This window comes from Streptosporangium sp. NPDC051022, assembly GCF_040683035.1.
Lineage (GTDB): Bacteria > Actinomycetota > Actinomycetes > Streptosporangiales > Streptosporangiaceae > Streptosporangium.
This window is the reverse complement of sequence record NZ_JBFBCF010000007.1, coordinates 16,280-40,727: the sequence shown is the minus strand read 5'-3', so window position 1 is coordinate 40,727 and position 24,448 is coordinate 16,280. Positions and strand designations below refer to the sequence as shown.

At 71.7% G+C, this 24,448-nt stretch carries 21 protein-coding genes, 2 tRNA genes and 1 riboswitch; of the genes, 16 read left to right on the top strand and 7 right to left on the bottom strand.

Translation table 11 applies throughout. The features are described from left to right. Window positions 1–177 precede the first annotated feature (177 nt). Window positions 178–858 carry a response regulator transcription factor gene (locus tag AB0N02_RS14760; protein WP_363945998.1) on the top strand — a complete coding sequence of 227 codons (681 nt, stop codon included), beginning with the start codon at window positions 178–180 and terminating at the stop codon, window positions 856–858. A gap of 2 nt (window positions 859–860) precedes the next feature. Further along, window positions 861–2,201, top strand: a complete 1,341-nt coding sequence (locus AB0N02_RS14755; RefSeq protein WP_363945996.1) for a HAMP domain-containing sensor histidine kinase — start codon at window positions 861–863, stop codon at window positions 2,199–2,201. A 284-nt stretch (window positions 2,202–2,485) separates the two neighbouring features. On the opposite strand, the gene AB0N02_RS14750 is transcribed toward AB0N02_RS14755, so the two are convergent. Further along, complete coding sequence (locus AB0N02_RS14750) at window positions 2,486–3,052, bottom strand: hypothetical protein (RefSeq protein WP_363945995.1); 567 nt, start codon at window positions 3,050–3,052, stop codon at window positions 2,486–2,488. Between the two features lie 199 nt (window positions 3,053–3,251). Here AB0N02_RS14750 and AB0N02_RS14745 point away from each other — a divergent pair, with 199 nt between their 5' ends. Both AB0N02_RS14745 and AB0N02_RS14740 read left to right on the top strand, forming a co-directional pair. Continuing rightward, entirely contained in the window at window positions 3,252–4,547 is a 1,296-nt protein-coding gene (locus AB0N02_RS14745; protein WP_363945994.1) for a hypothetical protein, read from the top strand. After that, window positions 4,544–5,005 (top strand): hypothetical protein, encoded by a 462-nt coding sequence (locus tag AB0N02_RS14740; RefSeq protein ID WP_363945993.1) that lies wholly within the window; start codon window positions 4,544–4,546, stop codon window positions 5,003–5,005. Before AB0N02_RS14745 ends, AB0N02_RS14740 begins: the two co-directional genes overlap by 4 nt. A 328-nt stretch (window positions 5,006–5,333) precedes the next feature. Here the strand turns inward: AB0N02_RS14740 and AB0N02_RS14735 are convergent, their stop codons facing one another. Further along, window positions 5,334–5,645 carry a YtxH domain-containing protein gene (locus AB0N02_RS14735; protein ID WP_363945992.1) on the bottom strand — a complete coding sequence of 104 codons (312 nt, stop codon included), beginning with the start codon at window positions 5,643–5,645 and terminating at the stop codon, window positions 5,334–5,336. Window positions 5,646–5,809: 164 nt separating this feature from the next. Here AB0N02_RS14735 and AB0N02_RS14730 point away from each other — a divergent pair. Beyond that, window positions 5,810–5,885, top strand: a tRNA-Asn gene (locus AB0N02_RS14730). Between the two features lie 392 nt (window positions 5,886–6,277). Further along, complete coding sequence (locus AB0N02_RS14725; protein WP_363945991.1) at window positions 6,278–7,387, top strand: nitric oxide synthase oxygenase; 1,110 nt, start codon at window positions 6,278–6,280, stop codon at window positions 7,385–7,387. 40 nt (window positions 7,388–7,427) lie between these two features. Here the strand turns inward: AB0N02_RS14725 and AB0N02_RS14720 are convergent, their stop codons facing one another. After that, window positions 7,428–7,934, bottom strand: a complete 507-nt coding sequence (locus AB0N02_RS14720; RefSeq protein ID WP_363945990.1) for a DUF402 domain-containing protein — start codon at window positions 7,932–7,934, stop codon at window positions 7,428–7,430. 52 nt (window positions 7,935–7,986) lie between these two features. After that, window positions 7,987–8,100: riboswitch (SAM riboswitch) on the top strand. Window positions 8,101–8,136: 36 nt separating this feature from the next. Here AB0N02_RS14720 and AB0N02_RS14715 point away from each other — a divergent pair. The 6 genes from AB0N02_RS14715 to AB0N02_RS14690 all read left to right on the top strand — a co-directional run bounded on the left by AB0N02_RS14715 (window position 8,137) and on the right by AB0N02_RS14690 (window position 16,113). After that, the gene (locus tag AB0N02_RS14715; protein WP_363945989.1) at window positions 8,137–9,078 is read left to right on the top strand and encodes a glutathione S-transferase C-terminal domain-containing protein; all 942 of its coding nucleotides are present in this window, start codon (window positions 8,137–8,139) and stop codon (window positions 9,076–9,078) included. 136 nt (window positions 9,079–9,214) lie between these two features. Then, window positions 9,215–10,975: an FAD/NAD(P)-binding protein gene (locus tag AB0N02_RS14710; RefSeq protein WP_363945987.1), complete on the top strand. Its 1,761-nt coding sequence runs from the start codon at window positions 9,215–9,217 to the stop codon at window positions 10,973–10,975. Window positions 10,976–11,007: 32 nt separating this feature from the next. Further along, window positions 11,008–12,675 (top strand): ABC transporter substrate-binding protein, encoded by a 1,668-nt coding sequence (locus AB0N02_RS14705; protein ID WP_363945985.1) that lies wholly within the window; start codon window positions 11,008–11,010, stop codon window positions 12,673–12,675. After that, the gene (locus tag AB0N02_RS14700; RefSeq protein WP_363945984.1) at window positions 12,672–13,643 is read left to right on the top strand and encodes an ABC transporter permease; all 972 of its coding nucleotides are present in this window, start codon (window positions 12,672–12,674) and stop codon (window positions 13,641–13,643) included. Before AB0N02_RS14705 ends, AB0N02_RS14700 begins: the two co-directional genes overlap by 4 nt. After that, the gene (locus AB0N02_RS14695) at window positions 13,640–14,506 is read left to right on the top strand and encodes an ABC transporter permease (RefSeq protein WP_363945983.1); all 867 of its coding nucleotides are present in this window, start codon (window positions 13,640–13,642) and stop codon (window positions 14,504–14,506) included. Before AB0N02_RS14700 ends, AB0N02_RS14695 begins: the two co-directional genes overlap by 4 nt. Next, on the top strand, window positions 14,503–16,113 hold the full coding sequence (locus AB0N02_RS14690) for an ABC transporter ATP-binding protein (RefSeq protein WP_363945981.1): 1,611 nt from the start codon (window positions 14,503–14,505) through the stop codon (window positions 16,111–16,113). Before AB0N02_RS14695 ends, AB0N02_RS14690 begins: the two co-directional genes overlap by 4 nt. Here AB0N02_RS14690 and AB0N02_RS14685 read toward each other — a convergent pair. Then, complete coding sequence (locus AB0N02_RS14685; RefSeq protein WP_363945979.1) at window positions 16,059–17,315, bottom strand: MFS transporter; 1,257 nt, start codon at window positions 17,313–17,315, stop codon at window positions 16,059–16,061. The genes AB0N02_RS14690 and AB0N02_RS14685 overlap by 55 nt on opposite strands. 196 nt (window positions 17,316–17,511) lie before the next feature. Between AB0N02_RS14685 and AB0N02_RS14680 the strand changes: the two genes are divergently transcribed. Together AB0N02_RS14680 and AB0N02_RS14675 are read left to right on the top strand one after the other, a co-directional pair. Continuing rightward, on the top strand, window positions 17,512–18,045 hold the full coding sequence (locus AB0N02_RS14680; RefSeq protein WP_363945977.1) for a MarR family transcriptional regulator: 534 nt from the start codon (window positions 17,512–17,514) through the stop codon (window positions 18,043–18,045). 190 nt (window positions 18,046–18,235) lie between these two features. After that, window positions 18,236–19,771: a methionine--tRNA ligase gene (locus AB0N02_RS14675; protein ID WP_363945975.1), complete on the top strand. Its 1,536-nt coding sequence runs from the start codon at window positions 18,236–18,238 to the stop codon at window positions 19,769–19,771. Here AB0N02_RS14675 and galK read toward each other — a convergent pair. Next, window positions 19,729–20,847 carry a galactokinase gene (gene galK / locus AB0N02_RS14670; protein ID WP_363945973.1) on the bottom strand — a complete coding sequence of 373 codons (1,119 nt, stop codon included), beginning with the start codon at window positions 20,845–20,847 and terminating at the stop codon, window positions 19,729–19,731. The two genes, AB0N02_RS14675 and galK, sit on opposite strands and share 43 nt — an antisense overlap. 153 nt (window positions 20,848–21,000) lie before the next feature. Between galK and AB0N02_RS14665 the strand changes: the two genes are divergently transcribed. Further along, window positions 21,001–21,074 (top strand) — tRNA-Ile (locus AB0N02_RS14665). 334 nt (window positions 21,075–21,408) lie between these two features. Here AB0N02_RS14665 and AB0N02_RS14660 read toward each other — a convergent pair. Then, on the bottom strand, window positions 21,409–21,870 hold the full coding sequence (locus AB0N02_RS14660) for a carboxymuconolactone decarboxylase family protein (RefSeq protein ID WP_363945972.1): 462 nt from the start codon (window positions 21,868–21,870) through the stop codon (window positions 21,409–21,411). 41 nt (window positions 21,871–21,911) lie between these two features. On the opposite strand from AB0N02_RS14660, the gene AB0N02_RS14655 reads away from it, so the two are divergent. Then, window positions 21,912–23,336 carry a PLP-dependent aminotransferase family protein gene (locus tag AB0N02_RS14655; protein WP_363946371.1) on the top strand — a complete coding sequence of 475 codons (1,425 nt, stop codon included), beginning with the start codon at window positions 21,912–21,914 and terminating at the stop codon, window positions 23,334–23,336. Window positions 23,337–23,453: 117 nt separating this feature from the next. Here AB0N02_RS14655 and AB0N02_RS14650 read toward each other — a convergent pair whose 3' ends face one another. Next, window positions 23,454–23,951 (bottom strand): cupin domain-containing protein, encoded by a 498-nt coding sequence (locus AB0N02_RS14650; RefSeq protein WP_363945970.1) that lies wholly within the window; start codon window positions 23,949–23,951, stop codon window positions 23,454–23,456. Window positions 23,952–24,448 lie beyond the last annotated feature (497 nt).

The window sequence follows — 24,448 nt, the reverse complement described above, 5'->3', positions numbered from 1 at the left end:
TCGTGAAGGGGAGGCGCGGGGCGGTGGGGGCCGTTCCTTTGCGAGGGGCGACGTCAACGATTGCGAACATCGGGTGGATCCGCGGCTCCTTCTCGCCGAAGGTTGGCGATGGTCTTGGCGGCCCCTTAAGGCTCTCCTCGCATCCTGAAAGGGACAACGGGGAGGGCGGGGGAGACCATGCGGGTGCTGCTGGTCGAGGACGAGCCGAGGATCGTCGACATCGTGCGCAGGGGGCTCGCCGTACACCACGTCGCCGTGGACGTCCGGGCCGACGGGGTCGGCGGGCTGCGCGCGGCCGTGGAGAGCGACCGTTACGACGTGATCGTCCTCGACATCATGCTGCCGGGGCTCAGCGGCTACGACGTGCTCAGGAGGCTTCGGGAGCTGCGGGTGTGGACGCCGGTGCTCATGCTGACGGCGAAGGACGGGGAGTACGACGAGGCCGACGCCTTCGACCTCGGCGCCGACGACTACCTGACCAAGCCCTTCTCCTTCGTGGTGCTGGTCGCCCGGCTGCGGGCGCTGGTACGGCGCGGCGGTCGTGAACGCCCCGCCGTCATGGCCGCGGGCGACCTGACGGTCGATCCCGCGCTCCGCCGGGTCGCCCGGGGAGAGGTGGAGATCGGCCTCACCCCGAGGGAGTACGACGTGCTGGAGTTCCTGATGCGGCGCAAGGGGGAGGTCGTCGCCAAGAGCGACATCCTGGCGGGGATCTGGGACGCCGACTACGAGGGCGGCGAGAACGTGGTCGAGGTCTACGTGCGTTACCTGCGCAGGAAGCTCGACGAGCCCTTCGGCCGGTGCGCCATCCGCACGGTCCGCACGGTGGGGTACGCGCTGGACCCGGCCGGGGGCTGACCGTGGCCCGGCTCTGGGACGGCGTGGGGGTGCGGCCGCGGACGGCCGCGGCGGCCGTGCTGGTCACCGCCCTCGTCCTGGTGCTGGGGGCGGCCGGCGGGGTGTTCGTGCTGCGGCGGACGCTGCTGGAGTCGACGACCGACACCCTGGTCACCGCGGTCCGGGACCTCGCGGGCGAGGCCGGTCAGTCCGAGGAGGGGGATCTCGGGGAACTGGAGTGGACACTGGGCCGGAGCACGGGGGCCGCCCAGATCGTCGACGCGCGGGGCGGGGTGGTCTGGGGGTTTCCCGGCCGGGCTCCCTTCACCGCCTCGCGCCCGGCGGCCGGGGGAGGGATCGCCGTGGAACAGGCCGGAGGCATGCTCGTGGCGGCCCAGACCGTCAACGTCGGGGAGAACCCCTACACGGTGATCGTCGCCGACTCGCTCCAGCCCGTCGACCTGACCACCTTCACCGCCGCGGTCCTGCTGGCCGTGGCCGTACCGGTGTCGCTGCTGTTCGTCGGCGGGCTCACCTACCGGCTGTCCGGACGCGCGCTGGCGCCCGTCGAGGAGATCCGCCGACGGGTCGCCTCCATCGGGGACGACGACCTGTCGGCCCGGGTGCCGGTGCCCGGGACCCGGGACGAGGTCGCGGAACTGGCGACGACGATGAACCGGATGCTGGACCGGCTGGAGTCGGCGCGGGGCGCCCAGCGGCGGTTCGTCGCCGACGCCAGTCACGAGCTGCGCAGCCCCCTGACCAGCGTGCTGGGCGGGCTCGAACTCGCCGAGCAGGACGGCTGGCGCACCGATCCGGAGACCCTGCGCACGATGCGGGCCGAGGCGGTACGGCTGCGCGGCCTGATCGACGACCTGCTGCTGCTCGCCCGCGCGGACGAGCGGGGGGCGGGCGGTCCCCGGGAGGAGGTCGACCTGGACGACGTCGTCGCCCGGGAACGGGCCAGGCTACGCCGGACGAGCACGTTGCCGGTACGGGCCCGACTGGTCCCGGTCAAGGTCACCGGGGACCGTCAGGCGCTCGTGCGCCTGGTCCGCAACCTGGTGGACAACGCCGTGCGGTACACGCGCACCACGGTCACGCTCGCCGTACGGCCCGACGGCGACACGGCGGTCGTCGAGGTCGCCGACGACGGCCCCGGCGTGCCGGTCGCGGACCGCGAGCGCATCTTCGGCCGTTTCGTCAGGGCGGACGGAGCCAGAGCCCGGGAGGCGGGCGGTGCGGGGCTCGGGCTCGCCATCGTGGCCGAGATCGCCCACAGGCATCACGCCCGGGTGGAGGTGGACGACGCACCCGGTGGCGGCGCGCTGTTCCGGGTTCGGTTCCCCCGCCGTACGGGGTGACGCGTCCGACGGTGGTGCGTTGTTCCGCGTCCGCTTTCTCTGCGGTACGGGGGGACGTGTCCGGCGGTGGCGTGTTGTTCCGTGTCCCGGCCCCCGGCACGGGGGATGATGCTTGGCGATTGGATTGGTAAATCAGTGGATTTGTCGGCTGGAATCTGGCGATGAGTTCTTAGTCCATTAAATGCCGATATATGTATTTATATAGATTTGTGGTGCCGGATACAGGCTTTCGACGCTGGTGAGCCGGACCGGCGCCCGGCCGCCGGGCGCTGGTTCCGCGCGTGTCACCACCCTCCGCCGCCGTCGCCTCCCCGGCCGCCACCGCCACCGCCACCGCCGCCACCGCCGCCACCTCCGCCGTCGCCGCCGTCGCCTCCCTGGCCTCCGCTACCACCGTGGCCTCCGTTGCCGCCGTGGCCTCCGCTGCCCTGGCCTCCGTTGCCGCCGTGGCAGCCCTGGCCCTCATGCCGGCCCCAGCCCCGGCCGTCCTGCCCGTCCCGGCCGTTCTGGCCGTGCTGGTCGCTCCAGCCGCCTCCGTTGCCGCCCCGGCCTCCGCGTCCGTTCTGGCCGTCCTGTCCATCCTGGCCGTTCTGCTGGTTCTGGCCGTGCTCGTTCTGCTCGTTCCGGTCGCATTCCTTGTTCTGGGGAGTCTGCCCGTCCTGCCCGTTCCGGCCCTGCTCCCCCCGCTCCCCCCGCTCCCCCTGGTCGGGGCTGGTCGGGGCGGTCGTGCTTGCGGGGTCGGATGTCTGGGGTGGGGGAGTGTCGGCGTCGGCGGCGGACAGCGTGGCCGCCGTTCCTCCCGCGGCGGCGAGAGACAGTGCACCGATCAGGATTTTCCGCTTGATATCCATGAATGCCCCCTTTGGGGTGTTCTGCCCGATGGTGAGCGCTTGCAGTCCCAGGCTGCACGTGGAGGCGGGGGGAACGGCAACGCCTCTCAGCGGCCGTTAAGCCTTCCGGGGCGTCCCGGAGCAAGGGAAACGGGGCGTCCGGCCATGTCGGGGGGACAAAACCCTGTTCTCCCAGCGATTACAGGCGCAGACTGGGCGAATGGAAGGGCGGCCGGCAGTGGACGACACCGCGCTCGGACGCGAAGCGTGGTCCGTGCTCGACGCGAACTGGACGGGGACGGCGACCGTGCCCGCGCCCGGCCTCTACCCGCACCAGTGGAACTGGGACTCGACCTTCGTCGCCATCGGCGTGGGCCGCCGTGACACCCGCAGGGCCGGAGCGGAACTGCTCAGCCTGCTGGCAGGGCAGTGGCGCACCGGTATGGTGCCGCACATCGTGTTCCGCGCGACGCACGCGGACGCCTATTTCCCCGGGCCGTCCGTCTGGTGTTCCCAGGACCATCCGGCGGCCCCGAACGGCGTGCCCACCTCAGGGCTGACCCAGCCGCCGCTGCACGCCCTGGCGGTCTGGTGGATATGGCGGCACGCGGCGGACCGCGACGAGGCGCGGGCTCTGGTCCGCCTGCTGTACCCGATGCTGGTGGCCCAGCACGACTATCTCGCCACGACCAGGGATCTCGGCGGCGGAGGGCTCGCCGCGATCGTTCACCCGTGGGAGTCGGGGATGGACGACAGCCCCGTGTGGGACGCCCCGCTGGACGCCCTGGCCTCGGTTCCACGGGGCTACCGGCCCGGGCGCCTGCCCGGCCGTCCCCTCGACGACCACGACGACCGCTACGTCTGGCTGGCCCTGCGCTACCGCGACTCCGGCTACGACGGGACCTACCTGCGTGAGGACCACCCGTTCGCGATCGAGGACCCCATGTTCAACGGGGTCTGGCTGGCCTCCTGTCATGCGCTCGCCGAGCTGGCCCCGCTGGCCGGAGCCGACCCCGGGCCGCACCGGGAGGCGGCCGAGCGGATCCGCGAGGGACTGCGGCGGCTGTGGTCGGGTGACGCCTTCCACGCTCTCGACCTGCGTGCCGGGCGTCTCAGCCCGGTCTGCACGGTCGGGGCCTTCGGGCCGATGCTCGATCCGGGCCTGCCGTCGGACCAGGTGGCGAAGCTGGTGAGCCTGCTGGAGTCGCCCCGGTTCATGGGGGCCGCCGGGTACCCCGTACCCAGCTGTGAGATCCGCGCCACCCAGTTCGACCGGTCCCGCTACTGGCGGGGGCCGTCCTGGGTGAACACCAACTGGCTGCTGCGGCGGGCGGCGGCCGTACACGGGCTGGACGACCTGGCCCGGCTGCTCGGCATCTGCACCCTGCGCCTGGTACGGCAGGCGGGCTTCCGGGAGTGCTTCGATCCCTTCGACGGCAGCGGCAGGGGCAGCCGTGACTTCTCCTGGTCGGCCGCGCTCACCCTCGACCTGCTCGCCGATAACGTGGACGTATGAAGCTCTTCAACCGGACGCCCGCCGAGGTCCGCGCGGCCGTCGCGCCGACCGACAGGGTGCTCACCTACGCCGAGGGGCCGGACGGCTACGTGATCGCGACGGACAAGGCGCTCTATCTGGGCGGGAGCCGGTTGCCGTGGTTCCAGGTGGACCGGGGCACATGGGACGAGGAGGGGCTGACGGTCGTCACCACGGCCGGGCAGACGCACAGGGCGTTGCTGCCCGAGCCCGGGAGGGTCCCGGAGGCGGTCCGAGAGCGGGTGACCGCCTCGATCGTGGTCAGCCAGTACGCCCCGCTGGACGCCCGCGGGGGCGTGCGGCTGGTGGCGAGGAGGACCGACGACGACCGGATGATCTGGGAGTTCGTCTTCGACCCCGGCATGGATCCCACGGATCCCGGCCTCCGGGCCCTCGCGGAACAGGCGCTGGAGGAGACACGCCGCAGTTTCGGCGTCTGAGCGGTGCCGGGGCCGGGGGAGGGGCCGAGGGAGGGGCTCGACGAAAGGGGCCGGTGGTACGGCTCACCGGCGCGTGAGAAGCCCGCGTGAGAAGCCCGCGTGAGAAGCCCACGTGAGAAGCCCGTGAGAGCCCGCAGCGGGCTTGCGGCCCGGGAGGCGGCTTTCCGGTAGGCCTCCGCCTAGAAAGCCCGTGGAAAGCCCTCAGAACGCGCGAAAGGCCCCCGAGGGGGCCTTTCCCATCGCCCCCGTCGTCACCCGTCACCGTCCGGATCGTCGCCGGCCGGTGACCTTTCCGGCTCTTCGTGGGGGAGCGTCGTGGCCGATGCGGCTAGTGGGGCGTGACCGCTTTCTCCTCCTCCGGCCATCCGGTGCCCGTGTCGTCGTGTTCGTCGATCTGCCGGCCGTTGTGCGACTGCAGGAAGGGCAGCCGGTTCCTGGCCACGTCGCTCACCTTCGTCTTGGCCACGCTGGTGACTTGGGAGACCCTGGCGCCGACCAGCCCGGCGGCCTCCTGGACAGCGGGGCTGTCCGACACCCGCTGGGCCATCCGTTTGAGCTGCTCGTAGCGTTCCCGGCCCGCGCGGCTTCCGAGGACGTAGCCAATCGCGAGACCCACGCCGAACATCAGTCGGTAACGCATATCCACCTCCACAACCGTCCTAGGCCGGACCCTACCCACGGATCGGGAGTTCTCTCGGACCTACCCCGGAGCATCGATGCGACACACACTCCCGGAGTGCGCTAATCTATTCCTGCGCCGCAAGGAACGGGGAAAACGCCCAGGCCGAGCAGCGCGAAGCACGATCCCGTGTAGCTCAATCGGCAGAGCAGCCGGCTGTTAACCGGCAGGTTATAGGTTCGAGTCCTATCGCGGGAGCCAAAGCGCAAGGCCCCGGGAGCGCAGCTCCCGGGGCCCTTGTCGTTCTCCGGGGCCCTCGCCGTTCATGTCCCTATTTCGCGGACAAATCCCGGTGAATCACAGAAAATGGGGAACGTTGCGTCCCGTGTCGCCGTGCTCGCGCTCGGTGATCCGGGCGTGGCTGCCGCGGACCACAACGATCGCAGTGGGGTTGGGGACACTGTGCTGAGGGCACCGTGCCGCCCGGAACGGCACATCGTGCCCGTGATTCGTACATGGATGGTTTTTCTGTGCCGACCTGGCCGAGATCCTGGCGTCACGCGCCGGAGAACATGCGAGGAGTCCGTGCGGGGGCTCATGAGGAGATCCACCGGGGAGTTCACGAAAGGGGGCCGGAGCTCCCGGAGTCACCGGTGAACGTGGCGGTGGCCGAGGAGTACCTGAGGCTGTTCCACGAGGAGAATCCGGCCGCGGGGCCGGTACGGTTCCGGCTGCGTGAGGTGCGCGCCGAGATCGCGAGGACGGGAACCTACACGCACACGCCGGACGAGCTCGCCTTCGGGGCCCGGGTGGCCTGGCGCAACAGCGGCAGGTGCATCGGGCGGCTCTACTGGAGGTCGCTGCGCGTGCGCGACCGGCGCCGGGTGCGCACGGCCGAGGGGGTCGCCGTCGAGTGCGTGAACCACCTCCGCGAAGCCGTGTCCGACGGCCGGATCCGGCCGACGATCACGGTGTTCGCCCCCGACCGTCCTGGGGCTCCCGGGCCGAGGATCTGGAACGAACAGCTCATCCGCTACGCCGGATACGGGATGGACGACGGCTCGGTCGTCGGCGACCCCCGCTACGTCGGCTTCACCACGCTGGTGCGCAAGTTCGGCTGGCAGGGCGGTGCGGGCACGCCGTTCGACGTGCTTCCCCTGGTGATCTCGATGGGGGACGGGGCGCCGCTGCTGTCCACGGTCCCCGGGGACGCCGTGTTGGAGGTGCCGCTGTCCCACCCCGCCTACCCGTGGTTCGAGCGGCTGGGGCTGCGCTGGCACGCCGTACCGGCCATATCGAGCATGTGCCTGGAGATCGGCGGGATCTGCTACCGGGCGGCCCCCTTCAACGGCTGGTACATGGGCACCGAGATCGGGGCCCGCAACCTGGCCGACGCCGACCGCTACGACCTGGTGCCGCTGATCGCCGGGCATCTCGGCCTGGACACCCGCAGCGACCGCTCGCTCTGGCGCGACCACGCCCTGGTCGAGTTGAACGTGGCGGTCCTGCACTCCTTCGACCGGGCCGGAGTGACGGTGACCGACCACCACACCGAGGCCCGGCGGTTCCTGACCCATCTGGAACGCGAGGAGAAGGCCGGCCGGGTCTGCCCGGCGGACTGGACCTGGATCGTCCCGCCGATCTCCGGCTCCGCCACGCCGGTCTTCCACCGCTACTACGACGCCGCGGAACTGTCGCCGAACTTCGTCAGCCACCCCGACTCGCTCGAACGGGCGCTCGGCCGGCGGCCCCTCACGGGATGAGCCGGGGACCCGGGAGAAGGCGGGGATCCGGGAGGAGGGGTCAGGAGATCAGGGCGAGCCAGCGGGCGGCCGAGGAGTCGAAGGGGGCCGTGGCCGCGGCGACGGCCTCCAGCAGCGTGGCGGCCGAGGCGCGGGCGTTCGCGACGACGTCGGGGGGATAGGCGTAGCGGACGCGGTGCTCCTCGAACTCGTCCTCGTCGTCCAGGAGCACCCGGCCGTCCTCGCGGAGGCGGATCACGTCGAGGTCGAGATCGACCATGGTGACCTCGCCGTCGCTCCAACTCGGCACGGTCGAGATGTCGCAGTAGATCTCCAGCCTGTGCGGTGCCGGGTTGAAGGTGGCCGTCCACCATGACTCGCGGGGGAACAGGAGCACGAAGGGGAGCTCCCAGGTGACCGGGGGCTCGCTCCCCCTGCTGCCGACGGTGCCCGCCGGGCAGCCGGTCCACACCCCGTGCTCGTCCTCGCCGAGGAGCAGGGCCGGGTGGTTCCAGTGCAGGGAGCCGTCGTACTTGCGGTAGACCACCTTCATGATCTCATGAGACATCCCTCAACTTTAAGGCTTGACAGAGATTCATGTATTTCCTACCGTCTAACTAGGTTAAGAGTGTCAGTGCAAAGCCCCGGCTGGCTGGCCGGCAACCCTCGCGCCGCGGCGGGGTGCCCCCGGGGGAAGACCAGGCGGCACGGTGGGCGTGCCGCAAGCGCGGACCCGCAGCGGGTCACCGAGGCATGCCTGGGAGCGCCACATGTCCGAGATCACACTCAACTACGCGAGCCCCGTCGACCTGGACGCCTACGGCCGTTACCGGCCGGGCGGCAGGCCGGGCCTTCGCTACCCCTTCCAGGGGCGGATCACCGACGACGGCACCGGGGAGTTCCCGGCCGAGCCGGGGCGCTACCACCTCTATGTCGCGGCGGTCTGCCCCTACGCGCAACGCGCGGCGATCGTGCGCTCCCTCAAGGGCCTGCAGGACGTGGTCTCGCTGTCCTACGTGGACGACGACCGCGACGGCCGCGGCTGGGCGTTCCGTGAACGGCGCGGGGCCGACCCGGTGAACGGCTTCGCCACCCTCAGGCAGGCCTACGAGGCGACCGAGCCGGGCTTCGACGGGCACGTCTCGGTGCCGGTGCTGTGGGACAGGCGGGCAGGGCTCATCGTCAGCAACAACTTCCCGGACATCACCCTCGACCTGGGCGCCAGGTTCGGCGGCGATCCGGAGGTCGACCTCTACCCCGAGGAGCTCAGGCCCGACATCGACGCGCTCAACGCCCGAATCTACGAATACGCCAACACCGCGGCCGGACGCGTCGCCTCGGCCACGACCGAGGCCGGATACCACGAGGCCAGGCGGCCCGTGATCGCCTTCCTGGAGGAGCTCGACGCCAGGCTCGCCGGCCGCAGGTTCCTGTTCGGCTCGGCGATCACCGAGTCGGACGTACGGCTCTGGCCGACGCTGCTCAGGTTCGACCTGAGCGACAACCCGGCCGCCAGGATCAGCGAGCGCCCGCTGACCGCCTTCCCCAACCTGTGGGCCTATGCCAGGGACCTCTACCAGCACCCCGCCTTCCGCGGAAACACGGACTTCTCCGCGCTCTCCGTCCCCGACGGGGAGACCGACCCCTGGCGGATCCCGGTGGAGCCCTCGCACGCCGACTGGAACCAGCCCCATCGCAGAGCCGCCCTGTGAACCCTGTCAGCGACCCCGTCAGCGGCGCCGTCAGCGGCGCTGTCAGCGGCCCCCTCGGCGGCCGCGGTGGCCCCTTCGGTGGCCCTCTCGGCGGTCGCGGAAGACCCGTGGCGGGCCACGGGGGCGGAGGAACGGCATGAGCGCCTCCATCGCCGTCATCGGCGCCGGACCGACCGGCACCTGCCTGCTGGAGCGGATCTGTGCCAACGCCGCCGAACTGCTCAAATGGCCGTCGCTGGACGTCCACGTGATCGACCCCTATCCGCCGGGCGGCGGCCGGGTCTGGCGTGAGAACCAGCCGGAGCTGCTCTGGATGAACTCCACCGCCGCCGACGTGACGCTGTTCACCGACGAGTCCGTCCAGTGCCGGGGACCCATCCACCCCGGCCCGTCGCTGGCCCAGTGGCTCGGTTGCGAGCCGGGCCGGTTCGTCTCCCGCCCGGTCCAGAACGCCTACCTCACCCACGTCTTCCGGCGCGCCGTCGACACCGCCCCGCGCGGCGTCCGGGTCCACGTGCACGCGACCCGCGCGGTGGACCTCGCCGACGTCTCCGGTGGCCAGATCGTCAAGCTGGAGGACGGCCGGACGATCGAGGTGGACGCGGTGATACTCGCCCAGGGGCACGGCGACGTGACCCCGGCGGCGGAGGAGCGGCGGCTCGGTGCCCTGGCCGAGGAGAGCGGGCTGCGCTACCTGCCCACCGGCTACACCGCCGACCTCGACCTCGGCCAGGACCGGCTGCCCGCGGGCGAGCCGGTGATCGTGCGCGGCCTGGGGCTGGCGTTCGTCGACCTGATGGTGCTGCTCACCTCGGGGCGGGGCGGGCGGTTCGTGCGCGAGCACGACGGGGAGCTCGTCTACCTGCCCAGCGGGCGCGAACCGCTGCTCCACGTGGGGTCGCGCCGCGGCGTGCCGTACCACGCGAAGACCGCCTACCCCTTCAGGGGCGCCCGCCCGCCGGTACCACGCTTCCTGACCGCGCGGGCGCTGGGGGAGGGGCCGTGGAACTTCCGGCGGGACGTGTGGCCGCTGGTCGCCAAGGAACTGGCCTACGCCTACTACCACGAGCTGATCACCGCCCATCCGGAGCGGTCCAGGCTGGGCTGGGCGGAGTTCGAGGAAAGGTTCGCCGCGGAGAGGTGGGGCGGCTCCGGCATGCGGGCGATGATCCGCAGGGCCGTGCCCCGGTACGCCGACCGCCTCGACCTCGACCGGCTCGACCGGCCGCTCGACCGGATGCGGTTCGGCGACTCGGCGGGGCTGCACAGGTGGATGGACGGATACATGGGCGCCGACCTGGAGCGGCGCTCCGACCCCGCGCACAGCGCCGATCACGCCATGATCCTCGGGCTGCTCTCCGTTCACGGGGTCCTCGCCGAGCTGGGGATCTCCGACCCGTGGTTCAGCGGTTTCTTCGGCTACGTCGCCAGCGGCCCGCCGGGTCCCCGCCTGGAGGAACTACGGGCTCTGGCCAGGGCGGGCGTGGTCACCTTCCTCGGTGCCGACCTCAAGGTCGACCACCGGAACGGGCGGTGGACGGCGCAGAGCCCGACCGTGCCCGAAGTCACCGTCGCCGAGACCCTCGTCGAGGCCAGACTGCCCGCGCCCAGCGTGAGCCGGGCGACCGACCCGCTGATCGCCGCGCTCCGCGGCCGGGGCGAGGTGGACGAGGCCTCCGGCCTGCTGAAGGTACGGCCCGCCGACCGGCGCCTGCTCGACCGCTCCGACACCCCTCACCCCCACCGGTTCGCCTTCGGCCCCTGGGTCGTCGGCGGCCGGGCCACCGGCGGCTTCGCCAGGCCCGGACTCAACGCCCCGCTCTTCCGCCACGCCGACGCCCTGGCCCGGATCGTGCTGTCCGAGGCCGTCACCACCCAGATCCGGCACGTCGCCTGAGACGACGATCGACCCCTTCCGAGGAGAAGTACGTGAAAGTGCGATGGGGTGCCCTGGCGCTGGCCGGGGTGCTGACGCTCACGGCGTGCGGGACCGGCACCGGGACCCCGGACGCGGCGGCCGGTGGCGGTACGGGCGGTGGCGGTACGGGCGGTACGGGCGGTGACGGCGGGGGCGGATCGCTGGTCTGGGCGGTCGAGACGCAGCCCATCACGTTCAACCCCCAGCAGTGGGGCCAGAACAAGGCCCGCCTGCTGGTGCACAACCAGTTCGACAACCTGGTCGCCCGCGGTGGCGACGGCGGGTTCCTGCCGTGGCTGGCCAAGTCCTGGGAGGTCTCCAAGGACGGCCTGACCTACACCTTCCGGCTCCGCGAGGACGTGACCTTCCACGACGGGGAGAGGTTCGACGCCGCGTCGGTCAAGGCCAACCTCGACCAGCTGGTCTCGCCGGGCTACAACGCCGCGGTCGCCGCGATCCAGCTGCGCGACTTCGTCTCCGCCGAGGTGACCGGCCCCTTCACCCTGAAGGTCGTCCTGAAGGCGCCGGACGGGCTGTTCCTGGACTTCCTGGCCTCGCCGTACACCGGCCAGGTCTCCCCGAAGTCGCTGAAGAACGCCAAGGACCTCAAGGCGGGCGGCCCCGACCTGGTCGGCACGGGACCGTTCATCCTGGACCGCTTCACCCCGGGGCAGGAGGTCCACTACCGGCGCAACCCGAAGTACAACTGGGCGCCTCCCACCGCGGCGCACCAGGGGCCCGCCCACCTGGCGGAGATCACCTACCGTTTCCTGCCCGAGGCGGCCGTCCGCGTCGGCGCGCTCACCTCGGGCCAGGTCCAGGCGATCGAGGGCGTGCCCGCCACCGAACTGGCCCTGATCAAGGGCGACCCCAGGCTGAAGGTCGAGAGCAGCCTCAACTCCGGCAGCGCGTTCTCCTACTACTTCAACGTCTCCCACCCCCCGTTCGACGACAAGCGGGTGCGCGAGGCCTTCCGGGACGCCGTCGACGTCGACACCGTGCTCAACTCGGTCTACCAGGGGACGGCCAGGCGCGCCTGGAGCATCGTCGGCCAGGGCAGCCCGCGGTTCTACGACGCCTCCCTGGAGAACACCTACGGGAACAACGCGCAACGGGCCAACAGGCTGCTCGACGAGGCGGGCTGGAACAAACGCGACGCGGAGGGGTTCCGGGTCAAGGACGGTAAGCGGCTGACCGTCCGCTCGGTCGAGGCGGCGCCGTACGTCCGGGACCGCCGCGACATCCTCGCCCAGGCCGTCCAGGCGGCGGTCAAACAGAGCGCGGGCATCGACTTCCAGCCCAAGATCGTCGACCAGGGCACCCAGCAGAAGGCGCTGGCGGACGACCAGTACGAGATCTTCCAGAACTCGCGCGGCGACACCGACGCGGGGGCGGCGCTCAACCTGATCCTGCCGAAGGGCGCCGCGATCAACCGCACCCACTTCGAGGACGCCGAGCTGGACAGGCTGCTCGCCGAGGCCTCGGCCGCCTCCGACGTGGCCGCGCGCAAGGAGCTCTACGCCAAGGTGCAGAAGACCGTCGTCACCGACGAGGCGCTGCTGCTGCCGCTCTACGTCCCCGCCGACCAGATCGCCTACGGCGCCGGAGTCACCGGGATCACCTTCGAACCGGTCTCCGGCACCCCCAACGGTGCCTACGACGTCCGGACAGGGACGTGAGCACCCTCACACTCACCCGGCGGCGGGGGCTGGCCGCCGCCGGGTGGCTCGGCCCGGTGGCCAGGCGGCTCGGCGCAGGCGTAGCCGTGCTCTGGGCCGCCGCCACCGCGGCCTACCTCGCACTGCTGTTCGCCCCCGGCGACACCGTGGACGTGCTCATCGGCGACGGCGTCGACACGCCCGAGCGGCGGGCGCAGATCATCGCCGAGTGGGGGCTGGAGCGCTCCGCCCCGCGCCAGTACGCCGACTACCTGCTGCGGCTGCTCCACGGGGACCTCGGCCGCTCGTACGTCCTGCAGCGCGGCGTCGGCGAGGTCCTGTCCTCGCAGATCGGGCCGACCGTCAGGCTCGCGCTCACCGCCGCGCTCTTCGGCGTGGTGATCGCCCTGGTGGTCGCGCCGGCCACCGCGGGCCGCCGCTCCCGGCTCGCCGGCCTGGCCGGGCTGGCGGAGCTGGTGGCGGTCTCGATGCCGCCGTTCCTGGTCGGGCTCCTGCTGCTGGCCGTGTTCTCCTTCACCCTCGGCTGGTTCCCCGTCTCCGGCGACCGCGGTCTCGCCTCGTTGGTGCTGCCCGCCCTGGCGCTGGGCCTGCCGGTCGCCGGCGTGCTCGGCCAGGTGCTGCGCGAAGGCCTGGAACGGGCGCTGGAGGAGCCGTTCGCGGTGACCGCCCGCTCGCGCGGCATCACCCGGTGGCGGCTCGTCACCAGACACGCCCTGCGGCACGCGCTGCTGCCCGCCGTCACCCTCACCGGCTGGTTCGTCGGCGTCCTGCTCGGCGGCGCGATCGTCGTCGAGGCAGTCTTCGGCCGCCCCGGACTCGGACAGGTCACCCTCTTCGCGGTGAACGGCAAGGACATGCCGGTGGTGATGGCGGTCATCCTGCTGGCGGCCCTGGTCTACGTGACGGTCAGCACCGTCGTGGACCTCGCCTACCTCCTGATCGACCCCCGCCTGAGGAGGAGCCGATGACGACGGTCGCCCAGGCGCCGCCGGTCGCGGCCGCCCCCGCCCCCCGCGTGCGCCGGTACGGCGTGCGCCCCGCCCTGATCCTCCCGCTGCTGTTCCTGGCCGTCGCCGCGGTCGCGGCCCTGGCTCCCGGGCTGCTGAGCGGGACGGACCCGCTGGCCGCCGACCCGCTGCACGCGCTCGCCCCGCCGAGCGCAGGCCACTGGTTCGGCACCGACCACCTCGGCCGGGACGTGCTGGCCCGCGTCGTCCACGGCACCGGGCACTCGCTGGGCATCGCCGCCGCGGCGGTCCTGTTCGCCGCCGTCTCCGGCGCGCTCCTCGGCATGCTGGCCGGGCTGTCCCCCCGGGTCCTCGACGAGCTGCTCAGCCGCCTGTTCGACACGCTGGCCACCTTCCCCGAGGTACTGCTGGCCCTGCTGGTCATCAGCGTCACCGGACCCGGCACCGGCAACGTGATCTTCGCGATCGGGCTGTTCCACCTCTCGAACTACGCCCGCGTGACCAGGGCCCAGACCTTCGTGGTCCGCCGCTCCGGCTACGTCGAGCAGGCCGTCACCTTCGGCCTGCGCCGGCCGGTCCTGGTCCTGCGCCACGTGCTGCCCAACGTCCTGGGGCCGCTGCCGGTGCTCGCCACGATCGGCATGGGCACCGCCATCGTCGCTACCTCGGGACTCAGCTTCCTCGGCCTGGGGCCGCAGCCGCCCAGTCCGGAGTGGGGCTCGATGCTGTCCGAAGCCCGCAACTACCTGCGCGTCGCCTGGTGGACCGTGCTCTTCCCCGGCCTGGCCGTCACGCTGACCGTCGTCAGCCTGACCCTGGTCGGGCGACACCTCCAGCGGCGTTTCGAGGGGAGACTGCCGTGAGCCTCATCGAGGTCGAGAACCTGAGGGTCTCCTTCCCCAGGGCCGGGGTGGAGGCCGTACGCGGGGTGAGCCTGTCGATCGCCGAGGGCGAGTGCGTGGCGATCGTCGGGGAGTCCGGCTCGGGCAAGAGCGTCACGGCCAGGACCCTGGTGGGACTGGCCGGCCTCGGCGCGACCGTGACGGCGGAGAGGCTCGCCGTCAGGGGCAGGGACGCGCTCCGGTTCGGGCCGCGCGATTGGCGGCGGCTGCGTGGCCGGTTCGCCGGGCTGGTACTGCAGGACGCGCTGGTCTCGCTCGACCCGCTCCGCAGGATCGGCGACGAGATCGCCGAGGTGCTCGCCGCCCACGATGTCGTGCCGCGCGCGGGCCGTACGGCGAAGGTGCTCGAACTGCTCGACGCGGTCGGTGTGCCGGAGCCGGAACTACGCGCCAGGCAGTACGCCCACCAGTTGTCCGGAGGGCTCCGCCAGCGCGCGCTGATCGCCTCCGCCATCGCAGCCGACCCGCCGCTGCTCATCGCAGACGAGCCGACGACCGCGCTCGACGTCACCGTACAGGCCCAGATCCTGCGCCTGCTGGCCGCCCGCAAGGCCGAGGGCACCGCACTGCTGATGATCAGCCACGACCTGGCCGTGGTCTCCTCCATCGCCGACCGGGTGCTGGTCATGAAGGACGGCGTGGTCGTCGAGGAGGGCCCGACCGCCCGGGTGCTGACCGAGCCGGACGACGACTACACCAGGTTGCTGCTGGCCGCCGTACCCTCCGCCGCCTCACGCGGCACCCGCCTGTCGGCGATCGCCACCGGGGGCGTCTCCCTGCGCGCCCCGCTGCCCGAACGGAGGGTGGACCACGGCCTGCCGATCGTGGAGGTCTCCGGCGTGTCCGCCCAGTACGGCTCCCGCCGGGTGGTCGACGACGTCTCCTTCGAGGTCCACGCGGGTGAGAGCGTCGGCATCGTGGGGGAGTCGGGCTCGGGCAAGACGACCGTCGCCCGGCTCCTCCTCGGCCTGATGGAGCCCGTCTCCGGACAGGTGCGGCTGAACGGCGCCCCCTGGTCGGGGATCCCCGAACGCAGGCGCCGCCTCCGCCGTTCGACCGTCCAGCTGATCTCGCAGAACCCGCTCGACTCCTTCGACCCCCGCTACACCGTGGGCCGTCTGATCACCGAGCCCCTCGGCGGGCCGTCCCGGGAACGCGGGGCCCGGGTGGCCGAGCTGCTGGCCAAGGTGGGGCTGCCCGCCGACATCGCCGGACGGCACCCGCGCCGCCTGTCCGGCGGCCAGCGCCAGCGGGTCGCCATCGCCAGGGCCCTGGCCCCCAGGCCCCAGGTGCTCGTCTGCGACGAGCCGGTCTCCGCGCTGGACGTCTCGGTCCAGGCGCAGGTGCTCGACCTGCTCGGGGAGATCCAGGCGGCCGACGGGACCGCCCTGGTCTTCATCTCCCACGACCTCGGGGTCGTCCACCACATCAGCGACCGGGTCCTGGTCATGCGTGACGGGCGGGTCGTGGAGGACGGGCACGTGGACGAGGTGTTCTTCCTGCCCAAGCACGACTACACCCGGGAACTGCTCGGCGCGGTGCCCAGGCTGGTGTCCGCCGGGTCCTGACCGAGACGGCGGATGTCGGGCAGGAGCAGGAGCCCGAGGCTGGGGAGCGCGATCACGGCCGCCGCGCCGTACAGGGTGGCGGCCGAGCCGGTCACGCCCGCCAGCGGGCCCGCCGCGGCCATGCCGAGAGGCGTCAGCCCGATCGAGAGCAGCCAGTCGTAGGCGGACACCCGCGAGATCGCCTCGGCCGGGATGTGCTCCTGCACGGCCGTCTCCCACATGGGGGACATGAACGCCAGGCCACCGGCCATCAGCCCGTTGGCCACCGCGACGACCAGGGCGGGCGCTCCGGCGGCGAGCAGGACCAGGGGCAGCCCGCCGAGCGCCAGCGCGAGGTTGGCCACGACGAGCGGCCGCCTGGGCCTGGCCCGCAGCGCGAGCAACGCGCCGGCGAGGGCCCCGACCGTGCCGCCCTGCACGATCGTTCCCCAGGCCAGCTCGCCGCCGAGGCCGCCGACGGCGACCACGGGGCCGACCGTGATCAGAGCGCAGCGGCCCAGGTTCCACAGGGAGTGGCCGACGAGGTTCGTCCAGTACCAGCGGTGGCGGCGCAGTTCCGCCCAGCCCTCGGCGAGCTGCCCGGCGAACCGTTCACGCGGTACGGACGGGACCGGCGCGAGCCTGAGGCGGCCCAGCAGTATGGCGCTGACCGCGAACGTCACGGCGTCCAGGATCAGGGCCCAGCCCGCCCCGGCAGTCAGCGCGACGGCGGTGGCGATCCCCGGTCCGAGCAGCACGGAACCGCGTTGCGCGATCGCCATGAGCGCGTTCGCCCGGGAGAGGTGCTCGGGCGCGACGGTCGCGGGCACGAGGCCGGTCGTTGCGGGCAGGAAGAACGCCGACGCGGCCCCCGAGACGGCCGCCAGCGCCGCTAGATGGACGACGTCGACCGTGCCGGTGATCAGCTCGGCGCCCATGACGGCGTGTGTGAGCCCGCGGACCAGGTCGGCGGCCAGCATCAGGCGCTGGCGGGGAAGCCTGTCGGCCCAGACCCCGCCGGGCAGCATCAACGTCACCATGGTGACCGACTGGGCCGCCAGCACCAGGCCGAGGTCGGTGGCCGAGCCGGTCGTGGTGACGATCGCCAGGGCGAGGGCGACCGAGGTGACGGCGTCGCCGACGTGCGACAGGCTCTGGCCGGCCCACAGCAGGCGGAAACGGGGGTCGCGCAGCGGAGCCCAGACGGCTGGGAGAGGGGACATGGGGCAGAAATTACTATGAAATCAAAATATATGCATTCGTATTAATGGCGGGCCGGAGTTCGGGGGCTCGGTGGGACGGGGACCGGACGTCGGTGGTGGGCGGGAACGGGAGGCGAGGAGTGAGGGCGACGAGGCGGGGATGGGGCGAGAAGGTGGCGGGAGGGCCGGGGTGAAGGCGGCCGTTACCCTGTGGGACATGCCAGAGCCCGACTCCATCGACCGGCACATCGCGTACTGGTCGCGTGAGCTGTCCGATCTCGATCCGCAGCTCGAGGGGATCGTCACCCGCATGCAGATGCTCGTACGGCTGCTGAAACGGAACAAGGACGCCTGGCTGGCCAAGGGCGGCCTCAAGCCCTGGGAGTACGACGTGCTCCACCACCTGGTCGCGGCCGGGCCGCCCTACCGGGTGGCCCCCTCGCTGCTGGCCGAGTGGCTCGACACCCACCCGGCGACCCTGACCAACCGGCTCGACCGTCTGGAGGAGACCGGATACATCCACCGCGAGCACGACCCCGCCGACCGCCGCCGGCTGCTCGTCGCGCTGACCGCCGCCGGGCGCGCGGTCTGGCAGGAACGGATGGACGAGGGGGACAGGGTGGAACAGGCCCTGCTCGGCCCGCTCACCCCCGCCGAACGCGAGCTGCTCGACGGCCTGCTGCGGCGGCTGGTCGGTGAAGCGGAGGCCGAGGGCGGCCCGCTCATGCCCGACTGGCCTTCGAGACCCTGAGACGGGCTCGCGGACGACGGGGGCGGGGCCGGGCGGCGGTAAATCGGATGCCGGGCCGGGAAGCGGATCGTTAGCATGACGGCATGACGTCTCCGGTGATGATGCCCCGCTAGCCGCGGGTCACGGACGTCTTTTCCCAGGCCCCTGAGACGGGGCCTCGACGCTTCTCGGAGCCCCACGGAGGTTTCCGATGTCGCGCATCCTGCTGACCACCACCATTCCCTACGTCAACGCCCGCCCGCATCTGGGCTTCACCCTGGAACTCGTCCAGGCCGACGTGCTCGCCCGGCACCATCGCCTGCGCGGGGACGAGGTCAGGCTGCAGACGGGGACCGACGACAACTCGCTGAAGAACGTGCAGGCCGCCGACGCGGCGGGTCTCACCGTACGGGAACTCGTCGACCGCAACGCGGCCGAGTTCGCGCGGCTGGGCGGGCCGCTGTCGCTGTCGTTCGACGACTTCATCCGCACCAGCTCCGATCCCCGGCACCGCGCCGGGGTCGAACGGTTCTGGCACGCCTGCGCCGCCGACCTGTACCGGGCGCGCTACGAGGGGCTCTACTGCGTCGGCTGCGAGCACTTCTACCAGCCGGGCGAGCGATGTCCCGAGCACGAGGCCCCGCTCCAGCGGGTGTCCGAGGAGAACTGGTTCTTCCGCCTCTCCCGCTACGAGGACGAGCTGTACTCCCTGATCGCCGACGGCCGGATCCGCATCGAGCCCGTCGAACGGCGCAACGAGGTGCTCGGCTTCATCGCGGGCGGCCTGGCCGACTTCAGCGTCTCCCGATCTCGGGCCAGGGCGCGCGGCTGGGGCATCCCGGTTCCCGGCGACCCCGATCAGGTGATCTACGTGTGGTGGGACGCGCTCGGCAACTACCTGACCGCGCTGGACTACGGGACCGGGAGGCACGGCCACTGGTGGACCGGCGCGGACCGGCGGGTGCACGTGCTCGGCAAGGGCGTCGTGCGCTTCCACGCGGTCTACTGGCCCGCGATGCTGCTGTCGGCGGGGGAGGCGCCGCCGACGGACATCCTGGTCCACGACTACCTCACCGTGGGCGGCCGCAAGATCAGCAAGTCCGGCGGGGCGATCGTCGACCCGGTGGAACTGGTCGCGTCGTACGGCGTCGACGCGGTCCGGTGGTGGCTGCTACGGGACGTGCCCAGGGTCGGTGACGCCGACTTCACCGTGGAGCGGCTCGTCGCCCGCTGCGATGACGAACTCGCCAACGGGCTGGGCAACCTCGTCAACCGGGTCGTCGGCATGGTCCACCGCTACCGGGACGGCCTCGTGCCCGAGAGGGCGGTGAGCGCGTCCGGCGGTCCGTCCGGCGATCCGTCGAGCGGTCCGTCCGGCGGGGAGATCGCGGCTCTCGACAGAGCCAGGGCACGGGCCCGCGACACCGTCGCGGACGCGCTGCACGACTTCGACTTCCGTACGGCCACCGGGGCCGTCCTGGCGATCGTGGACGAGGCCAACCGATATGTGAACCAGGTCAAACCCTGGCGGCTCGCTCAGGAGGGCTCCCCGCTGCTCGGCCCGATCCTCGGCGCGCTCGTGGCGACCTGCCGGGAGGTGGCCGATCTGCTGGCGCCGTTCCTTCCTGACGCCTCGGCGCGCATCGCCGTACAGTGCGCGGGAAAGCCCCTGCCGCCACCGGAGCCGATCTTCCCGCGTCTCGATCAGGCCAGGCGGCGGGCCCCGGCCGACGGGGACGCCGGGTAGATCTCGGGCGCGGCCCAGCCGCGCTCGGCGTAGGCGCCCGTCACCGACTCCCGCACGGACTGCACCCGCTCGTCGGGGACCAGCGCGATGGCGGAGCCGCCGAAGCCGCCCCCGGTCATCCGGGCGCCCCTGGCCCCGCCCCTGACCGACGCCTCGACGGCCACGTCCAGCTCGGGACAGGACACCTCGAACTGGTCGCGCAGCGACAGGTGCGAGGCGTTCAGCAGCGCGCCGATCTCCCGTACGGCTCCGGCCCGCAACAACCCGATCAGCGCCTCGACCCGGTGGTTCTCCGTCACGACGTGCTGGGTGCGCCTGCGCTCGTCGCCACTGAGCCGGCCGAGCGCGCCCGCCAGGTCCGTGACGTCGCGCAGCGACGCCACCCCCAGGCGCTTGGCGGCGTTCTCGCAGTCCTGGCGGCGGCGGGCGTACCGCTCGTCGGTGAGATCGTGGCGTACCCCGGTGTCGACGATCAGCAACCGGAGGCCGTGCCCGGCCAGGTCGAACGGGATGTTCCTGGTGCCGAGGCTCCGGCAGTCCATGAACAGGGCCTTCCCCTCCTCCGCGAGCGCCGAGGCGGCCTGGTCCAGGATCCCGCACGGCACGCCGACGAATCCGTTCTCGGCCCGCCGCGCGGCCAGGGCGACCTCCATCTTGCTCAGGCCCAGGCCGTACAGCTCGTTGAGCGCCGTACCGACGGCCACCTCAAGTGCCGCGCTCGACGCCAGCCCCGCCCCCCGCGGCACATCACCGTCGACCACCAGATCCACGCCCCGTACCGGATGCCCGGCCTCGCGCAGCGCCCAGAGAACGCCGGCGACGTAACGCGCCCACCCCTCCGCGTCCTCGAGGCTCTCGAAGGTCGGCGTCCCGCCCGCCTGCAGCGAGCGCAGCCTGACGACGCCGTCCTCACGCGGTGAGACCGCCGCGGTGACCCCCCACGGCACCGCGAACGGCAGCACGAGCCCGTCGTTGTAGTCGGTGTGCTCCCCGATCAGGTTCACCCGCCCCGGCGCGCGCCACACCCCCTGGGGCTCCGCCCCGAAGGTCTCACGAAAAGCCTCAACAGCGCGCATGATCCAACACCTTTCAACAACGTTCTCCCGTAGGGTAGCGAGTCCCGCGAACCCCGGCTCCGCCGTCCAAGGTCACATCTTGGCCCCGGCCCGCTCGGCGGATGTGCGAACGGCGCCGACCTTTGGTTGAATGCGGCAGTACGGCGTGCACGAGGGGCGGTAGCTCAGCCGGTTAGAGCAGGGGACTCATAATCCCTGGGTCGCGGGTTCGAGTCCCGCCCGCCCTACCCCTCGCAACCATGAAAAAAGCGCCCCTGACCTGGTGTTTAACGGCCAGGGGCTCTCAGCGTCCTCCCGGTTGTGTGCGGCTGTCGCCGGTTGCCTGCGGGTGGCTGTGCCGAATACGTGCCGAAATTTCGAGGAGGCCGTCAGCCTCCGCCGAGTGCCTCGGAGGTCCGGCGCTTGGCCATCTCGTCCTGGGCCACGATGCACTTGGCGTAGATCTTCAACAGCACGTGCGCCACAGGACGTTCAGGCCCAGGCCTTGGACGTAGAAGGTCTCGGCGGCGGCCAGGTCGCGGGAGGGGCGCGCGATGCGGATCCGGATGGAGGCGTCGATCGTCATCGGCGCTCGTCCGTTCCGGCGATCTTGGCGGTGGTGATGGCGACGCGGTTCCAGGTGTTGATGGTGAAGATGACGGCGAGCACGTGGGCCAGCTCGGCCTCTTCGAACTGGGCGGCGGCTTCGGCGTAGACCTCGTCGGGGACGCCGGCGTCGGCGATCAGGGTGACCGCTTCGGTCAGGGACAGCGCGGCCTGTTCCTTGGGGGAGAAGAAGTGCTTCGCCTCGCGCCAGACGCCGATCATGTGGAGGCGAAGGTCGTCCTCACCGGCCTTGCGGGCGTCGGTGACGTGCATGTGCAGGCAGTAGGCGCAGCCGTTGAGCTGGGAGGAGCGGATCTGGATCAGCTCGACCAGGGCCGGGTCGAGGCCGTCGCGGGCGGCGGCGTCGAAGCCGATCAGGGATTTGAACGCCTTCGGGGCGGTGGCGGCGAAGTCGAGGCGGGGTGCGGTGTTCGTCATGCGCACTAATCTAGGGAGTTCATAGACCGCTCAGGAGGTGCATTCCACTGTCGGAATTTTGGGTCAATTCTGCGGAGCGCATCGGTTCTGACCTGCATCTTGAGCTGGCTGGGGCCGGATCGCGGCGAGCTGCTCTCGGGCGGGCGCTGCGGGCGGCGATCCAGGACGGGCGGCTCGCTCCGGGGGTGCGGCTGCCTCCTTATCGGTCGCTCGCGGCCGACCTCGGGATCGCCCGGAACACGGTCGCCGACACCTACGCCGAACTGGTCGCCGAGGGCTGGCTGACCGCGCGGCAGGGCTCGGGAACCCGGGTCGCCGAACGCGCAGCTCCCGCGAAGACGGCGCGGGTGCCGAAGAAGCCGCGGGCTGTGTCCGCTGCCCCGGTGCACAACCTGTCGCAGGGTCAGCCGGACGCGTCGTCGTTCCCCCGGAACGCCTGGTCTGCCTCGACCCGCCGCGCTCTCACGGCCGCGCCGAACGACGCGTTCGGGCCGGGTGATCCCCAGGGGCGGATCGAGCTGCGCACCGCGCTCGTCGACTATCTGGCCCGTGTCCGTGGGGTGCGGGCCGTCCCGGAACGCATCGTGATCTGCGCCGGTTTCGCCGACGCGCTACGCCTGCTGTTCGGTGGCGGCGTGCTGCGCGGCACGCTGGCCGTCGAAGCATATGGGCTGGCGTTCCACCGTTTCCTGCTGGCCGCCGACGGGGTCCGGACGGTGCCGCTCGGCTTGGACGACCACGGCACCAGAACCGAGGATCTGGCCGGGCAACGGGGCGTCCGCTCGGTGCTGCTCACCCCCGCCCACCAGTTCCCCATCGGTGGTCCGCTCACCCCGGCACGCCGCAACGCCGCCGTCGACTGGGCACGCGAGCGCGGCGGTGTCGTGATCGAGGACGACTACGACGGCGAGTTCCGGTACGACCGGGAACCGGTGGGCGCGGTACAGGCGCTCGATCCCGAGCACGTCCTGTACGTCGGCTCGACGAGCAAGAGCATCTCGCCCGCCCTCCGGCTCGGCTGGATGGTGCTCCCCGAACGCCTGGTCGACCCGGTCCTGGCGGTGAAGGGCCAGCGCGAACGCTGGACCAGCGTCGTGGACCAGCTCACGTTCGCCGACCTGATCGTCTCCGGCGCCTATGACCGGCACATCCGCCACATGCGCCAGCGTTACCGCGAACGCCGCAACCGTCTGGTGGAGGCCCTCGCCGACCAGGCTCCGCACATCGAGGCGGCTGGCATCGCCGCGGGCCTGCACGCCGTCCTGCGCCTGCCGCCCGGCACCGAGGCCTCTACCTTGAAGGCCGCCGCTTGGCGCGGCGTATCCCTGGACGGCTTGGCCGCCTTCCGTCACCCCGACACCCCCGCCCACCTCGAGGGCCTCGTCGTCGGCTACGCGACCCCGTCCGACCACGCCTACGCCGCCGCCCTCGCCGCCCTCTGCGAGATCCTTCCACCTGCCCCCTGACCCGCCGGATCTCGCCCATGCGGACGGCGAAGGCCCCGGCCGCGGCCGGGCCGCGATGCCGGGTGCGGTCAGAGCGGTCAGAGCGGTCATGATGGAGTCCTTCTTCGTGGAGGGGGTTCAGCGCTGGGCGAGCTCCCGCTGCCAGACGGGGCTGTCGAAGTAGTGGTTGTCGAAGTGCTCGGAGCTGTCGCGGATCTCCTGGACGGAGGCTTCGCCGCGGTAGACGCGCTCGAGCAGCCGGTAGTAGTCGAACCGGTCCATCCCGGGCGTGAAGACGACGAGCATCTCGGCCTCGGACCCCGCCGACGGGGCGAACGCGTGCGGGACGGTCGGCGGAACGGTGAGGAAGTCGCCCTGGCCGAGGGTCACGATCGTGTCGTCCAGCAGGATCCGCATCGAACCGCTCAGGACGTAGAACATCTCCGTGGCCCGGGTGTGGAAGTGCGCGGGCGCACCCGGCGACCCCGTCCGGAACGTCGCCTTGTTGGCGGTCAGCGCACCGCTGGTGTCCCCGGAGTCCGCGAGCAGGGTGATCAGGCTGCTCGCGCCGTCCCGCAGGGCCTCGGCCTCGGCGGACCGGACGAGAACGGGCTGGTCAGCGGTGGCAAAGTTCATGATCTCTCCGATGTTCGGTGATGCCACCGGAACGTTTCTCCGTGGCGGCATCACCGAATCTAGGGCCCGAAAAGACCTGCCACATGGTTCATTTTGGCTATGAAAATATGGGTCAATCTACGTCCCGGCCTCCCTGCGCGGACCCCGCGGAGGCGGGAAGATCGACGGAACCGTCCTGGCGGTAGCCGAGATGCCGCCGGGTGCCGGATCGAGGGCTCGGACCCCTCCCGTGCGCCCTCGGCATGCGGCATGAGCGGGCGTCGTTCACCGCCCCCTCATCCTGAACATTTGGGGCATCTCGGGCGCATTTCGAATACCGGATCGAATCTCTTGAGGGTCGTGCCCGGCTGTCTCGCGTTGATGTGGTGGCCAGGGAGTCCGCGGCGGCTGATCTCGATGCCGTAGAACAGGCGGCCGGCTGGGGCGTTCTGCATGGAGAACGGGAAGACGCGGCGGGCCGGGCGCTCGCTGTCGGACTTGCCCTGTTCCGGTGAATT

Bases quoted from the DNA above. Each gene is read 5' to 3' on its own strand.
- AB0N02_RS14760 (WP_363945998.1), top strand. From the start codon at position 178: ATGCGGGTGCTGCTGGTCGAGGACGAGCCGAGGATCGTCGACATCGTG.
- AB0N02_RS14750 (WP_363945995.1), bottom strand. From the start codon at position 3,052: ATGGATATCAAGCGGAAAATCCTGATCGGTGCACTGTCTCTCGCCGCC.
- AB0N02_RS14745 (WP_363945994.1), top strand. From the start codon at position 3,252: ATGGAAGGGCGGCCGGCAGTGGACGACACCGCGCTCGGACGCGAAGCG.
- AB0N02_RS14740 (WP_363945993.1), top strand. From the start codon at position 4,544: ATGAAGCTCTTCAACCGGACGCCCGCCGAGGTCCGCGCGGCCGTCGCG.
- AB0N02_RS14735 (WP_363945992.1), bottom strand. From the start codon at position 5,645: ATGCGTTACCGACTGATGTTCGGCGTGGGTCTCGCGATTGGCTACGTC.
- AB0N02_RS14720 (WP_363945990.1), bottom strand. From the start codon at position 7,934: ATGTCTCATGAGATCATGAAGGTGGTCTACCGCAAGTACGACGGCTCC.
- AB0N02_RS14715 (WP_363945989.1), top strand. From the start codon at position 8,137: ATGTCCGAGATCACACTCAACTACGCGAGCCCCGTCGACCTGGACGCC.
- AB0N02_RS14710 (WP_363945987.1), top strand. From the start codon at position 9,215: ATGAGCGCCTCCATCGCCGTCATCGGCGCCGGACCGACCGGCACCTGC.
- AB0N02_RS14695 (WP_363945983.1), top strand. From the start codon at position 13,640: ATGACGACGGTCGCCCAGGCGCCGCCGGTCGCGGCCGCCCCCGCCCCC.
- AB0N02_RS14685 (WP_363945979.1), bottom strand. From the start codon at position 17,315: ATGTCCCCTCTCCCAGCCGTCTGGGCTCCGCTGCGCGACCCCCGTTTC.
- AB0N02_RS14680 (WP_363945977.1), top strand. From the start codon at position 17,512: ATGCCAGAGCCCGACTCCATCGACCGGCACATCGCGTACTGGTCGCGT.
- AB0N02_RS14675 (WP_363945975.1), top strand. From the start codon at position 18,236: ATGTCGCGCATCCTGCTGACCACCACCATTCCCTACGTCAACGCCCGC.
- galK (WP_363945973.1), bottom strand. From the start codon at position 20,847: ATGCGCGCTGTTGAGGCTTTTCGTGAGACCTTCGGGGCGGAGCCCCAG.
- AB0N02_RS14660 (WP_363945972.1), bottom strand. From the start codon at position 21,870: ATGACGAACACCGCACCCCGCCTCGACTTCGCCGCCACCGCCCCGAAG.
- AB0N02_RS14650 (WP_363945970.1), bottom strand. From the start codon at position 23,951: ATGAACTTTGCCACCGCTGACCAGCCCGTTCTCGTCCGGTCCGCCGAG.